The following is a 14396-nucleotide window of genomic DNA, read 5'->3' as shown; positions in this document are numbered from 1 at the left end:
CCAATATTCATAAAACGTTCATATTGCCCAATCCTCCTAAGACATAATTTGCCTTTATAATACTCTTATGTTGTTTATTTCTAAAGGCCGCATAAGAGGAGACTAAACATGACTATTTTTTCGATTATTTCAGCTGCTTTTGTAGCAGCGGGATCCGGCTATTCTATTTATCTTGTTTACCGTAATAAAGACAAACTGACAAACACTCCAGGAATAATGATTAGCATGGTCATTGCTGTTATAACGGGGCTGCTTTCCGGCAGTATTATAGGAATTATCTCTGGTGAGACATTTCTTGTTGTTGGCGTCAGCATGATTATTGGATTCGTCATTGGTTTCTTAGCCGGGCACCCTGTTGGGATATTAGCCATATTGATGGGATCCATTTCCGGGTTAATGGGTGGTATTAGTGGCGCCATTCTTGGAGTTTTTCTGCAATACCTTAACCCTGCGATTTTGATTGGAATTTTATTAGGATTCTATTTTGTCATAATCGGGTTTGTTATTGTATATATTCACGTGGCTGCTAATAACAAATTTTCAATAAATACACAAGAACTATCCCCATTTACAATTATTGCAGGTGGAGTCGTACTTGTATCCCTGTTTTTGTTTATGTATAGCGGTGATTTGGTGAAAATCCCAGTAAAAAATGAAGATCTCCAAACACAAGCTAAACAAGAATCAAGCAATCAGGCAGCAACTAAAACGGAAATTGATGTCACAGATGATAGCACTCCAAAAATAAAAATGCTTGTGACTAATAAGGGATATTCTCCTAGGGTGATCCGCGTAAAGAAAGGTGTACCGGTGGAACTTGAAATTGAAAATCCACTTAAAAATAATAGTTGTCTATCTACCTTTATGATTCCAGATTTAGGGATAAACAACGTGGATCTAAAGGCAGGTACAACAAAACTCTCATTCACACCTGAGAAAACAGGCGAATATACCTTCAGCTGTGGTATGAAGATGTATAAGGGTACAATAATAGTTGAGTAAAAAAATGGCAAACCTATTTGGTTTGCCGTTTTTTATGATATCCATTCACTTTTTTTGATTTTAGTTTGCTAATATGTCTAGGTCCTCATTCTGGCGTTTCTTACTCTTACTTTCGGCACGGAGGACTTTAATAGATAAATAGATACCTGAACCAGTAAGGAACATCATCGCAAGTGCAGTTAAGTCAATTAACCACTTGACGTTTGTATTACCAATTCTACCTTCGTGAAGACCTCGAATCGTGCTTAGTAACGTTCCCTGACCCATTCCATCCCCACGTGGACCCCCAGCAAAATTATTATTACGGCCAAATCCTGGAGGGCCTTGGAATTGTCCATTTTCATTTGAACCTGTTTGACCCTGCGTCTGACCTGAATCTGAGGTGATCCCTTGTCCTCCTTGTCTCTGATAAAATTGTCCTTGGTTAAATTGTCCCGGTTGGAAGTTTCCTCTCCCACCTTCCACTTGTGATTGCCCAATTAACCACGGCTCATTTATCAGCAATCCGGTAATAGACTCCATAAAAATTAAAATAGAAGCTATTAAACCAATCCATAAATGCGCTCTTCTCATTTTCTTCATATTAATAGTACTCCCTTCGAATTTACCTGTATTTTGAGATGCATTTGTTCCAGTCAACGTAACCTGTGAAGTTGTTCGATCTTTCTTAACATTTACACGTCCCGTAATGACTGGCGACACAGCTTTTACCCCATTTAGGTTACTCAGCTTACTAATTTTATCCTCTGTTAAGGCTAAATCAGTACCAAAGGTATTGATCGTTAATAGATTCGTTCCCAGTTGATTTATTTGGCTTGTCACATTTTTGGCAGAGCCCTGGGCAATGGAAACTAGAATGATCACAGACGATACCCCGATAATCATCCCTAGCATTGTTAAGGCAGACCTAAGTTTATTCCCCTTAATACTGCGGAGGGCCATTTTAATAGATTGTAGCATTCCCAATGAGTTCACCTCCATTCTCCAACAATTGTCCATCTTGAATACTGACCATACGATTCGCTTGTTTGGCAATCGCTAAATCGTGGGTAATTAAAATAATCGTATGTCCTACTTCATTTAGTTCTTTCATTACCTGCAAGATTTCTTTACTTGTTTTGCTATCAAGTGCACCTGTTGGTTCATCGGCAAGGAGGATAGCGGGGTTGCTGACAAGTGCTCTCGCAATTGCAACCCTTTGCTGCTGACCGCCTGAAAGCTGCGTCGGTAAATGACCTGCCCTATCCTTTAGGCCGACTTTGTTCAAGCCCTCTAAAGCCCGTTCACGCCTCATCTTCGCCGGTACACCGCTGTATAACATAGGCAGCTCGACATTTTCTAAGGCTGTTAATTTCGTTAGCAGGTTAAAGTTTTGAAAAATAAAACCTATTTTTTGATTTCTGATGATGGCTAATTGATTATCGTTCATTCTCCCGATATCCTTTCCATCAAGCAAGTATTTTCCTGATTGCGGCCTATCTAGGCACCCGATCATATTCATAAGTGTCGATTTTCCCGATCCGGAAGGACCGATAATCGCTAGAAATTCACCTTTTTCAATATCAATTGAAACATTATTTAAGGCATGTACAGTTTCACCGCCGAGCTTGTAGGTCTTCATGAGGTTACTTATTTGAATAATTGGTGTACCCATCAGTTTCCGCTCCTTCCACCCGCTTGTACAGGTGCACCTCCATTACGATTCATGCCTCCCATGGTACCCATACCACCCATACCGCCGCCAAAACCACCGCCTTGTAGCATTCTTCGAGTATTATTGGAGGAGTTTCCAGATGCCAATTGTGGTAATTGAACGGTTTCTCCTTCTGAAATACCTTCTGTTATTTCAACATAATCCTCATTCGCTAAGCCAGTTTTCACTGTTTTTTGCTCGTTTCCAGATGATTGATTATCTGAACCAGATGAAACCGCGATAACATATTTTTCACCATTAGCAGTATGAATAGCGTCCAATGGTACATAGAGGGCATCGTCTTTACTTGCTGTTAAAATGCTTGCTTCCATACTCATTCCTACTTTTAAATTCTCAGATTTATCTAGATGAATCGTAACATCAAAGGTAGACACCCCATTAGAGGACGAGCCTTCAGCCGCTACTGTCGTTACTTTTCCTGTGTACGTTTGATCTGGGAAGGCATTTACTTTCAAATTAACAGCTTGTCCTTCTTTAATTTTGCTAATATCAAGCTCATCAATTTGAACCGATGTTTGTAGATCTTGATAGTTTGTTACATGTGCAACAACTTGTCCAGATGTGACCCGTTCGCCTGCAGCAACAGATAAAGTTGTAATCCTACCATCTGCAGGAGCTATAATCGGATCACTGCCATCTGTAAAGGTGATTAATTCATCCCCTTTTTTTACTTCCTCTCCCGTAGCTACTAACACTTCATCAATTTCGTCATTATTGATAATTGACTTTATGTCTTCACTTGTAACAGGCTGTACCGATCCGGATCCACTTATTTTTACTTCAAATTTACCTTTTTGAACAACAGCTGTTCGTACTTGTTCCGTTACTGATTGTGCACTTGTTTGCGCTGAGTACCATTGGTATCCGACAAAACCGACTACAAGTACACCCACTGCTATAAAAATCCATTTTTTCATAAATACTTACTCCTTTTCAATCCTGGATATTTTGCCAGGACGCAATTTAGAATAAGCCTATTATTAAGTTTGTTCCTTAACTTTTCCTTAAAGGAAAATATTGACGTTAAATTTCATATGATTTATAGTTAAACAAGTGAACAGTTAAACAGTTTAACTAATTTTAAGAGGTGTAAAATTTCATGGATAAGCATATCATTCAGGAGTTAATCGACCGTTATACGACAGTTTCTTTTCAAGTTCATAAAAAAGCGGAGTCATTAATCAAGGGGCAAATTGGTGACGATTTAACCAATGACCAGCACTACGTATTAAGATACATCTCTCAGTCCGGAGAATGCACTTCCTCTGAATTGGCAGATGCATTTGAAGTAAATAAAAGTGCAATCACGGCAATTATTAACAGGATGGCCGACAAAGGCCTAATTAAAAGAACACGTGATGAAAACGACAGGAGAGTAGTTTATTTAACCTTAACGGAGGAAGGAAAAACACTTTATCATAATTGCCAAGAAAAAATTCAATTTCTCGTTGAATCAATCATTACACAATTCGAAGAGTCAGAAATCAGGAATTTTATCAATACGTTTGAGAAACTCGCCGGAATATTAGCCAATAAAGAAAACCTGCCGATTGGTAAACCCACAAATGCGAAGACAAAGGCATAGTTACAATTATGCCTGATAGGAAAGTTTTTTTTTCATATCAGCCAAGAAAAAGGAAGAACTGGGGGAATGAAAAAGTGAGAGCAATACTCAAAGGAAAGTGGTTCATCTTAATCGCCTGGATTGCTGTTATTACTGCACTTTTTATGGTGGCACCGAATATGGAGGCTCTTGTTCGAGAAAAAGGGCAAATTACCGTTCCTGAAGGCTATTCGTCAACCATTGCCGATAATATTCTCAGAGATGTTCAATCCAGTGAAAATAAAGGCAGTCATTTACAAACTGCTCTCGTCTTCCATAGTGATAAAAAGTTAACGAAAGAAGATTTTTCGAATGCTGAAAAAGCTGTTAATCAACTTGAAAAAAATAAAAAGAAACTTGGCATTACTGATATCCTCACCCATTTCAATCAGGAGGAATTAAAGGATCAGCTAGTTTCAGAAGACGAAAAAACCATCCTGGTCTCACTTAAAGTGACAGCAAATGGCCGGGAAGCAAAAGATATTACCGAAAATTTATATCATGCGATTAATAATGTCAATCTCGATTATTACTATACCGGAAGCTGGGTCATTAACGAGGACCTTGTCACTAACTCACAGGAAGGCTTGAAAAAAACAGAAGGTATTACCGTAGGATTTATTCTAATTGTGCTGCTTCTTGTATTTAGATCCGCGGTTGCACCGATTATTCCGTTGGTAACAGTAGGTTTCAGTTATCTAACTGCTCAATCCATTGTCGGGCTTTTAGTAGATCACGTTAACTTCCCCTTATCAACCTTTACCCAGATTTTCTTAGTCGCGGTTCTTTTCGGGATTGGAACAGACTATTGTATCTTACTCCTTAGCCGTTTTAAAGAAGAATTATCAAGAGATGGAGATGTAACTGAAGCGATTATTACAACCTATCGTACTGCCGGGAAAACGGTAATATATAGCGGTATCGCAGTTCTAATAGGGTTTGCATCAATCGGTTTTTCTACCTTTCAGCTTTACAAATCTGCTTCAGCCGTTGCTGTTGGGGTTGCGATTTTGTTACTAGCACTTTTCACCGTGGTTCCATTTTTTATGGCTTTGCTTGGAAAAAAGCTATTTTGGCCATCCAAAGGAAAGCTTGAACATGGTGACAGCAAAATCTGGGGTATGATGGGCAAATTTGCCCTAAAGCGCCCGTTGATTGCCTTTATCCTTGTTGCCATCGTTTCTGTACCATTCTTATTCACCTATAAGGATCAATTATCCTTTAACTCACTTGAAGAAATAAGTGATGATTATCCTTCCATAAAAGGCTTCAATATCATCGCAGATTCATTCGGTCCCGGTGAATCGATGCCAACACAAATTGTGATTAAAAACGATGATAAAATGAACACATCAGAATATATTGCTCTAACGGAAAAAATCAGTCAGGAGCTGGAAAAGGTTAATAATGTTGACACCGTCCGTTCCGTGACCCGCCCTACTGGTACGCCCATTGATGATTTTTATCTGTCACAACAAGTAGTAAGCCTTAGTGATGGTCTCGGTCAGGGAAATGATGGGATTAAAAAAATCAGTGATGGCCTTGCTGAAGCAGGCGGCCAGATGACAGCGAATCAGCCGAAGATGCAGGAAGCAACTGATGGGATTAATCAACTAATTATTGGTACTAACACAATAAAAACAAAAATGGGAGAACTTCAAGGAGGACTTACAAAAATTGAGAACGGGCTTAAAGATAGTTCTATTGGTTCTACTGAGATTAGAAAAGGATTTGAACAGATCAAGACTAAATCTGCGGAGATTTTAGCAGGAAGCAAACAATTGCTTGCTGGTTATCAGATGACAAATGCCGGATTAGCCACGCTTAATGAAAATTATAAGAAAACTGCAAATGGATTGACTACTTTACACCAAGTCTTATTATCAACAAATCAATATTTTACTAATCTTGAAAATGAATATAGTGATATACAAGGAAACCAAAACTATCAAGCTATCAAAATGACCATTCAGGGCTCCCAGGCAGCAGCAAAAGAACTGGATTCAGGGTTACAGCAATTAAATATAAAACTAAAAAGTGTACAGGAAGGAATCAATTATGCTAATAGTCAATTTGCGGAAGCAATTACTGGCCAAGAAAAACTTATTTACGGTATGGAACAGCTTTTACCAGGATTAAATAAGATTGAGACAGGACTTTATCAAATGCAATCTGGCCAAGAAAAAGCTATCGAAGGCATTCCGCACTTTTCAAGTGGTTTAAATGACCTTAAGGACGGTCAGGAACAAATCCTCACGGGTTTTGAAGACATGAGTAGCCAAATCACCCAGCTTTCAGACGGTTTGACACAAAGCGTAGATGGCTTAAATCAAGTATCAAATGGACTTAACTCTGCCCAAGATTATCTTACAGATGTATCGAAGCAAAAACAAAATGGTTTTTATATTCCACAGGACGTCTTAGACAGTAAGGATTTCGAGCAGGCTCTCAATGCTTATATGTCTAAGGATCGTAAAGTGATGACAATTGATGTTGTCTTTAATAAAAATCCATACTCTAATGAAACCATAGATCGGATCCCGGAACTTAAACAGGCGGTAAAACGAGCAGTTAAGGAAACAAAGCTCGAAAATGCAAAAGTGGCTGTTGGTGGTGTATCTAGCATGCATAACGATCTTGACACCATTTCTAAGGCCGATTATTCACGTACTGTTATATTAATGCTTACGGGTATTACTATTATACTAATTATTTTACTTCGCTCGTTTATAATGCCGCTCTATCTAATTGGTTCCTTAATCCTTACCTACTTTACTTCGATGTCCATTTCAGAAGCCATTTTTGTTCATATGTTAGGTTACACAGGGATCAGCTGGGCCGTTCCATTCTTTTCGTTCGTTATTTTACTGGCACTTGGTATCGACTATAGCATCTTCTTAATGGATCGTTTCAACGAATACCGGAACATGCCAGTTCAACAAGCAATCTTACTCTCTATGAAAAAGATGGGTACAGTCATCATCTCAGCAGCCGTAATTCTTGGCGGTACATTCGCAGCGATGATGCCATCCGGCGTCTTATCTTTGCTTGAAATTGCTACGATTCTCCTTATTGGTTTAGCCCTATACGCACTTGTCATCCTTCCATTATTTGTACCAGTAATGGTAAAAACATTTGGAGAAGCCAACTGGTGGCCATTTAGAAAAAATAATGATATCAATCATACAAATTGATTTTAAGATGCACGCTGATAAATTGGGCAGTGTGCATCTTTTTTTATTTTTGAATAATTATCTTTACTATTCTAATACGTTAATATATTAGAATAATTAAAAGATTAAAAAAATTCTTTTATTTGCATAATAATCTGTTATATAATAATAAACAGTAACGTACAAAGGGGGAATTTGATGGAACAGTTTGTAAATTGGCTTAGTGGGATTATCTGGAGCCCAGCACTTATTTATTTATGTTTAGGGGTAGGTTTATTTTATTCTCTTGCAACAAGATTTCTTCAAGTAAGGCACATGAAAGACATTATTCCTTTGATGTTTAAAGGTGGTAAATCAGATGCGGGTATTTCCTCATTCCAGGCATTAACCCTTGCATTATCAGGACGGGTTGGGACTGGTAACATTGCCGGTGTTGCAACAGCGATTGCTTATGGCGGACCAGGTGCTGTTTTCTGGATGTGGGCAATTGCATTTTTAGGTGCAGGATCAGCTTTTGTTGAGGCAGCTTTAGGTCAGGTATATAAAGTAAAACAAAATGGGCAATTCCGTGGCGGCCCTGCCTACTACATAGAAAAAGGCTTAAAAATGAAGTGGTATGCCGTTTTATTTGCGGTTGTAACTGTCATTGCAACAGGAGTCCTTTTACCAGGTGTACAAGCAAATAGTATTGCATTAAGCGTTGAAAATGCTTTCCATATTCCCCCTGCCATTACAGGAGTGGTTTTAGCTTTATGCCTTGGAATCATCATCTTTGGGGGAGTAAAACGGATTGCTCGAGTTGCTGAATTCGTTGTCCCATTTATGGCTCTGGGCTACATCATCGTGGCTCTTCTTATTACAATTTTGAACATTTCTGAACTACCTGGTGTATTAAAATTAATTTTCTCAAGTGCATTCGGCGCTGATGCTGCCTTTGGTGGAATTCTTGGTGCTGCCATTTCTTGGGGGGTTAAACGAGGTATTTATTCCAACGAAGCAGGACAAGGTACTGCCCCGCATGCAGCTGCTGCAGCCGAGGTATCCCACCCTGCCAAACAGGGAATTGTTCAAGCGTTTTCAGTCTATGTTGATACGTTATTCGTCTGTTCTGCAACAGCGTTCATGATTCTGATTACTGGAATGTACAATGTTACTCCTGAAGGCGGAAAAACGATTGTTAAAAATCTCGCGGATGTAGAACCAGGTCCTGGCTATACACAAGCCGCCGTTGAATCAGTACTACCTGGATTTGGTGCTCCTTTTGTCGCGATTGCCTTATTATTCTTCGCATTTACGACGATCATGGCCTATTATTATATGGCAGAGACCAACCTTGCCTATATTAATAAAAAAGTAAGGCGTGTATGGTCAGAATATATTCTTAGAGTAGCTATTTTAGGAATGGTATTCTTCGGATGTGTGAAAACAGCGGGCCTCGCCTGGACATTAGGTGACATTGGTGTGGGAAGTATGGCTTGGTTAAATATTATCGCCATTCTCCTTTTGACTAAACCAGCATTAAAAGTTCTTAAAGACTATGAAGCACAGCTGAAAGATGGAAAGGATCCTGTTTTTGACCCTGTAAAACTTGGAATTAAAGATGCTGACTTCTGGGAGCATGAGTATTCTCAGCCAGTTGAAGAAGAAAAAACAGGATGATGTTTGTAAAATATGAGGTAAGGGGCTAACTTTTATGAGTTAGTCCTTATTTCTTTTTAACTATTGGATAAAAGTGAAACTTTTTGTCCCTTCTCTCGTACAATTTAAGAGTAGGCAAAAGTACTGCAGCTAGAAGTTTTTCCCTTTTTCAAAAATAGATTTATAATGTACATAAACAATAAAGGATGAGGAGTGAAAAGTGTGGGTGTTACACTTAGTAAGGGGCAAAAGGTTGATTTAACGAAATCACACCCCGGTCTGCAAAAAGTCGTGGTAGGTTTGGGATGGAATGGCAGCAATCTTAATTCTAACTTTGATTTGGATGCTTCGGCATTTTTATTAGGTGAAACTGGCAAAGTCAACAGTGATCAGGACTTTGTTTTTTATAACAACCCTTTAGGTGGAAATGGATCAATCATATACAGCGGCGATAACCGCATTGGTACGGGTGTAAGAGATGATGAACAAATCAGAATCAATTTAAACAATGTTCCATCCCATATCCATCGAATCGCCTTTACGATTACCATTCACGATGCACAGGTGAACCGGCAAAATTTCGGACAAGTATCGGAGTCTTATGTCCGTATTTTTAATGAGCTTACTAACGAAGAATTATTAAGATTTAACTTAGGCAGGAACTTTACAGTTGAAACAGCGATTGTTGCGGCGGAGTTATATCGCCATAACAGAGAATGGAAATTCAATGCGATTGCAAGCGGTTTTCAAGGTGGATTAGCTGCATTATGCCGCAACTTTGGCATTACGGTTGATGACCCTCCTGTGAGCGCACCATCAACACCACCAACACAGCAGTCAAATTATCAACAGAATCAAAGTAGTTTTAACTCTTCTCAACAAAATAATCCTTACCAGCAAAATAATCCGAATCAATATGATCCGTATCTGCAAAACCAAACTAGCCATAATCCGTACCAACAAAGCCAAATGAATAACCCTTCATACCAGCAGCCCGTACATCTTCAACCGGAATCGTCATACCAGCAGCCTGCGTATGGGTATCCAGCACAGACAACATACCCAACGACCTCTAGCTCACGTCAAACCTATGGTGGAGACGATATCATGTGCCCGCGTTGCCATTCAACGAATGTCCGAACTGGGAAAAAAGGATTTGGTTTAGGTAAAGCAGCTATCGGCGGGTTAATCCTTGGTCCTGTCGGCTTACTGGGCGGTTTTATAGGGAAAAACCAGCTAAAGCTAACATGTAATAGCTGTGGCAGCACATGGTCCCCTTCGCAAACGGATTATGCCGAATGGGCAAACAATCAAAAGCGAAAAGCACAGGATTTATTCAATCGATATAAAAGCCAGGACGTTCTTGATGCTGTTGTTGCATCATGTGCCTTAGTAGCGATGGCAGACGGCTATTTAGACGCATCAGAACGGCAAAAGATGATGGAATTTATCCATCAAAGTGAGGAATTGCGAGTATTTGAAACGAATAAAGTGATACAAAAATTTAATTTATTTATTTCTAGAATGGAAAATGACCGCATGATGGGGCGTGCAGAGGCATTTCGTGCCCTTGGAAAAATAAGATCAAAGCCGGAAATTTCCCGGTTAGTTGCCCGCTATTGTATTGCCATCGGTTATGCTGATGGAAACTTCGATCACAATGAACAACAAATGGTTGCAGACATCTGCCGAGAGCTTGGTTTAAATCCAGCTGAATTTCTGTCGTAATAATTAAAAGCCCCATTTCCGGCTAGGAAATGAGGCTTTTCGTTTATAGTTGCCAAACTCGTTTATTCTCTACCCTTTTTGTAAAACCTTTTGCATCCAATCTTTCTAAAAATGGAATCATGTATTTCCTTGATAGGTCAAGAACATCCTTTGCGTCGCCTACTTCAAATTCAGAACCTGTTTGGCTGCGAAGTTTTCCAACTGCTTCCTTAAACACTTCCCCGTGATAGGCAAATTGCTCATCTAGTAGTACAATTAACTCCTGATCTTCAAGAAATCTCTTTAAATCAAATTCCAACATTTCAGGAATCCCGGCAGTTGAAAAATAATCCTTTAAGTAACGAACCTTTAGTCCGTCCCTCTTTAATTCCACAAGTAAATTTTCTGTTCGTTTCTCCCAGCTTTTAGGAACATGCGGTACAAAGGATGATAAGGAAACAAATTGTTCTTTCCGTTTAAAGATTCCATTTTCGATTCCTTTTTCCACCACAAATTCCAGTAAGGTTTTAGGAAACCTTGTTTGAAGAGTGTGCAATAGCTCAGCCTTATTTACCCCAGTCTTCATTGAATGGGCCTGATGAAATTCCTGCAACCTATCAAAAATGTCTTCCTCAATCGAATGGATTATTAACTTGAGTGTATACTCTTTTCTATTATATAAAACAAATTCGGCTTCAGTTAAATGTTCTGTTAATGTTTCTTCATCAAGTGCTGTCCGTTTAATTAATTCATTTAATGGAAGACTTTTCGCTTCGATTAAAGCCGCTGTAATGCGCTCCTTAGGCGTTCCAACCTTTTTTTTCTCAAGCTCTTCAATTGTTTGATTCCCGAAGCGATACTTATTTCCACGGGGGTCAATCACCCAGCCACCGCCGATGGTTTCCTGAGGGCTTGGCCTGCGTAAAATAAATCTGTCTCCGCGTTTTGTCAAAATTTCCTCCTCAAGGCGCAGCTGACAAAGAATCTCCCCATTTTCTTCCTTAATCTCGTTGCGGTCAAAAAAAACAATGCGACCCATTACCTCTGTGGTTCCTATATGAAGCTTGATTGGCATCCGCTGCTTGACCATATGTTCTAAATCCTCAACCATTCGAATAGCAACATCAACTGTTTTCGTCACAATAAAATGTTCGGATGATACGAGGACATCACCACGTTCCAAATCTTCCTTTGATACATTTGATAAGTTGATGGCCGTCCGTTGTCCTGCATACGCTTTCCCAGCCTGTTTATGATGCACTTGAATCTGCCTTGCTCTTACTTCAATTCCTTTTGGCATAATTTTTAGTGCTTGTCCTTCCTCAACTGTACCTTCATATACAGTTCCACGAACAACCGTCCCTTGACCTTTTACCGTAAATACTTGATCAATCGGCAAACGAAATGCCCCTTTTGCATCACGCATTTCTTGATCCATTAATATTTTTCTGATTAATTCTTTTATCTCTTCAATACCTATTTTTGATAAGCTATCAACAAGAACAAATGGGGCATCCTCAAAAACGGTCCCGGTAAGCTCTTCTAAAATATCGTCTTTAACCAGTTCAATAAATTCTTCCTCAACCCTGTCAATTTTTGAAATGGCGATTACACCATTTTTTACACCTAAGAATTTTAAGATATCAAGATGTTCCCTCGTCTGCGGCATCACACCTTCATCAGCTGCTACGACAAGCACCACTAAATCAATCCCAGCAACTCCTGCTATCATTTGCCGGATAAAGCGCTCATGTCCAGGTACATCAATAACTGAAATTTGGATTTCATTGTCTTCATATAATGGAGCAAACCCGAGTTCTATCGAAATTTGTCGTTCCTTCTCCTCTTTTAGACGGTCTGTATCGACATTAGTTAACGCTTTTGTTAAGGACGTCTTCCCATGGTCAATATGTCCCGCCATCCCAATTGTAAAATATCGTTTTTCCAAGATTGCCACCTTCTTAATCGTTCTTCCATTCTACTGTAGCCTTTAAAGTACTTTTGTTCAAGCGAACATTTTCATTTCAATTTCTCTCTCAAGAAATATTTAATTTTCAAGCAAAAACATTCACAAATTTTTCGAAATTATATATAATAGATTTATAAATTTGCACCAATGCAACTTTTGTTCATTAGCGAACAAACCTTGCATCTACGAAAAAAGTAAAAGAGAGGATGGTATCCGATGAGCTATACAAATTCACTTGCAGTTGATAAGGCTCGTGCAGCGGAACAACGAACAGTTTCTGCTGCAAGAGATGCCATAAATGGAAAAGTAAAAGGGATACGGGCATTACTGCCGTTTCTTGGTCCTGCTTTCATCGCCTCAATTGCTTATATAGATCCTGGAAATTTTGCAACTAACATTCAAAGTGGTGCACGCTTTGGGTATAAAATGCTTTGGGTAATCGTTTTAGCCAATTTAATGGCGATGCTTTTACAAAACATGTCAGCCAAACTTGGAATCGCCACAGGAAAAAGCCTACCCGAAATTTGCAGGGATCATATGCCAAAATGGCTTACAATCATTATGTGGGTAGTTTCTGAGCTTGCTGCAATGGCGACTGACCTTGCCGAATTTTTAGGGGCAACACTTGCATTAAACTTACTTGCCGGCATTCCAATGCTGTTTGCCACTATCATTACGGGTGTGGTTACCTATCTGATTTTGATGCTCGAAAAATTCGGTTTCCGGCCGTTGGAAAAATTCATTGCCGCTTTTGCTTTGCTTATCGGGTTATGTTATTTAGTAGAAACAATCCTTTCAAAGCCCGATATTTCACAAATTGCTTATCATAGTGTTGTTCCGTGGCTGGGTAACAGTGAAAGCATTATGCTTGCAGTCGGAGTAATCGGTGCAACCGTCATGCCGCATGCGATTTATTTGCACTCAAGCTTAACACAGAATCGTATTGTTCCAAGAAATGATATGGAAAAAATAAAGATTCAAAAATTTAGTACAAAAGAAATTATGATTGCGATGACACTTGCCGGATTTGTAAATCTCGCGATGATGTATATGGCTGCTTCCGTTTTTAATACATCCGGTCAAAGTCATATTGCCGACCTGACCACGGCCTATCACACACTTACACCGCTGCTCGGCTCCGCTGCAGCCAGTGTTTTCTTGCTATCATTGCTTGCTTCAGGTATTTCAAGTTCTGTTGTTGGGACAATGGCCGGTCAAGTTATTATGCAGGGATTTGTGGGATTTTCCATTCCATTATGGATCCGCCGTTTAGTCACGATGCTACCAACTGTGATCATTGTAGCCATCGGCGTAGACCCAACCAAAACACTAATTATCAGCCAGGTGGTGCTTAGCATCGTATTACCATTCCCAATTATTGCGTTAATCTACTATACGCAAAAAAGAGAATTGATGGGCGTGCTGACCAATAAACAGATCACAACCATACTTTCCACGATTTTTGCCGTTATCATCCTGGGATTAAATGTTTGGTTAGTTGTTCAGATGATTGTGGGATAACAAAAAACAAATTTTATAAATTGTTTCCATTGTTAATAATAAAAAGAGTGCGGATCCGAATAGATTTAG

Annotated in this window: 10 protein-coding genes; 6 read left to right on the top strand and 4 right to left on the bottom strand. The window is 39.3% G+C overall.

The window, feature by feature from the left end; genetic code table 11:
• The first annotated feature begins 108 nt into the window (after window positions 1-108).
• On the top strand, window positions 109-1002 hold the full coding sequence (locus QNH20_RS10940; RefSeq protein WP_283922909.1) for a cupredoxin domain-containing protein: 894 nt from the start codon (window positions 109-111) through the stop codon (window positions 1000-1002).
• Between the two features lie 60 nt (window positions 1003-1062).
• On the opposite strand, the gene QNH20_RS10935 is transcribed toward QNH20_RS10940, so the two are convergent.
• Genes QNH20_RS10935 through QNH20_RS10925 form a run of 3 tightly spaced genes read right to left on the bottom strand, consistent with a single transcriptional unit; the run spans window position 1063 to window position 3633 of the window.
• Window positions 1063-1962, bottom strand: a complete 900-nt coding sequence (locus QNH20_RS10935; protein WP_283923392.1) for an ABC transporter permease — start codon at window positions 1960-1962, stop codon at window positions 1063-1065.
• The gene (locus QNH20_RS10930) at window positions 1946-2656 is read right to left on the bottom strand and encodes an ABC transporter ATP-binding protein (RefSeq protein ID WP_283922908.1); all 711 of its coding nucleotides are present in this window, start codon (window positions 2654-2656) and stop codon (window positions 1946-1948) included. Before QNH20_RS10930 ends, QNH20_RS10935 begins: the two co-directional genes overlap by 17 nt.
• Window positions 2656-3633, bottom strand: coding sequence for an efflux RND transporter periplasmic adaptor subunit (locus QNH20_RS10925; protein ID WP_283922907.1), 978 nt, complete (start codon window positions 3631-3633; stop codon window positions 2656-2658). Before QNH20_RS10925 ends, QNH20_RS10930 begins: the two co-directional genes overlap by 1 nt.
• 182 nt (window positions 3634-3815) lie before the next feature.
• Here QNH20_RS10925 and QNH20_RS10920 point away from each other — a divergent pair, with 182 nt between their 5' ends.
• From QNH20_RS10920 to QNH20_RS10905, 4 genes are all read left to right on the top strand, one after another.
• Entirely contained in the window at window positions 3816-4301 is a 486-nt protein-coding gene (locus QNH20_RS10920; protein WP_283922906.1) for a MarR family winged helix-turn-helix transcriptional regulator, read from the top strand.
• A gap of 74 nt (window positions 4302-4375) precedes the next feature.
• Window positions 4376-7513, top strand: a complete 3138-nt coding sequence (locus QNH20_RS10915) for an MMPL family transporter (RefSeq protein WP_283922905.1) — start codon at window positions 4376-4378, stop codon at window positions 7511-7513.
• A 177-nt stretch (window positions 7514-7690) separates the two neighbouring features.
• Window positions 7691-9151: an alanine/glycine:cation symporter family protein gene (locus tag QNH20_RS10910; RefSeq protein WP_283922904.1), complete on the top strand. Its 1461-nt coding sequence runs from the start codon at window positions 7691-7693 to the stop codon at window positions 9149-9151.
• Between the two features lie 201 nt (window positions 9152-9352).
• Window positions 9353-10858: a TerD family protein gene (locus QNH20_RS10905; protein ID WP_283922903.1), complete on the top strand. Its 1506-nt coding sequence runs from the start codon at window positions 9353-9355 to the stop codon at window positions 10856-10858.
• A 43-nt stretch (window positions 10859-10901) separates the two neighbouring features.
• Here QNH20_RS10905 and selB read toward each other — a convergent pair whose 3' ends face one another.
• On the bottom strand, window positions 10902-12785 hold the full coding sequence (gene selB / locus QNH20_RS10900; protein WP_283922902.1) for a selenocysteine-specific translation elongation factor: 1884 nt from the start codon (window positions 12783-12785) through the stop codon (window positions 10902-10904).
• 237 nt (window positions 12786-13022) lie between these two features.
• Between selB and QNH20_RS10895 the strand changes: the two genes are divergently transcribed.
• Window positions 13023-14327, top strand: a complete 1305-nt coding sequence (locus QNH20_RS10895) for an Nramp family divalent metal transporter (protein ID WP_283922901.1) — start codon at window positions 13023-13025, stop codon at window positions 14325-14327.
• The last annotated feature ends 69 nt before the right edge of the window (window positions 14328-14396 follow it).

Source organism: Neobacillus sp. WH10 (genome assembly GCF_030123405.1).
Taxonomy (GTDB): domain Bacteria; phylum Bacillota; class Bacilli; order Bacillales; family Cytobacillaceae; genus Neobacillus.
This window is presented reverse-complemented; position numbering and strand designations above follow the sequence as displayed.

What these genes read in the sequence shown, in the direction of transcription:
- QNH20_RS10930 (WP_283922908.1), bottom strand. Translation starts at nt 2,656, where the DNA reads ATGGGTACACCAATTATTCAAATAAGTAACCTCATGAAGACCTACAAG.
- QNH20_RS10895 (WP_283922901.1), top strand. Translation starts at nt 13,023, where the DNA reads ATGAGCTATACAAATTCACTTGCAGTTGATAAGGCTCGTGCAGCGGAA.
- QNH20_RS10925 (WP_283922907.1), bottom strand. Translation starts at nt 3,633, where the DNA reads ATGAAAAAATGGATTTTTATAGCAGTGGGTGTACTTGTAGTCGGTTTT.
- QNH20_RS10920 (WP_283922906.1), top strand. Translation starts at nt 3,816, where the DNA reads ATGGATAAGCATATCATTCAGGAGTTAATCGACCGTTATACGACAGTT.
- QNH20_RS10935 (WP_283923392.1), bottom strand. Translation starts at nt 1,962, where the DNA reads ATGCTACAATCTATTAAAATGGCCCTCCGCAGTATTAAGGGGAATAAA.
- QNH20_RS10940 (WP_283922909.1), top strand. Translation starts at nt 109, where the DNA reads ATGACTATTTTTTCGATTATTTCAGCTGCTTTTGTAGCAGCGGGATCC.
- QNH20_RS10910 (WP_283922904.1), top strand. Translation starts at nt 7,691, where the DNA reads ATGGAACAGTTTGTAAATTGGCTTAGTGGGATTATCTGGAGCCCAGCA.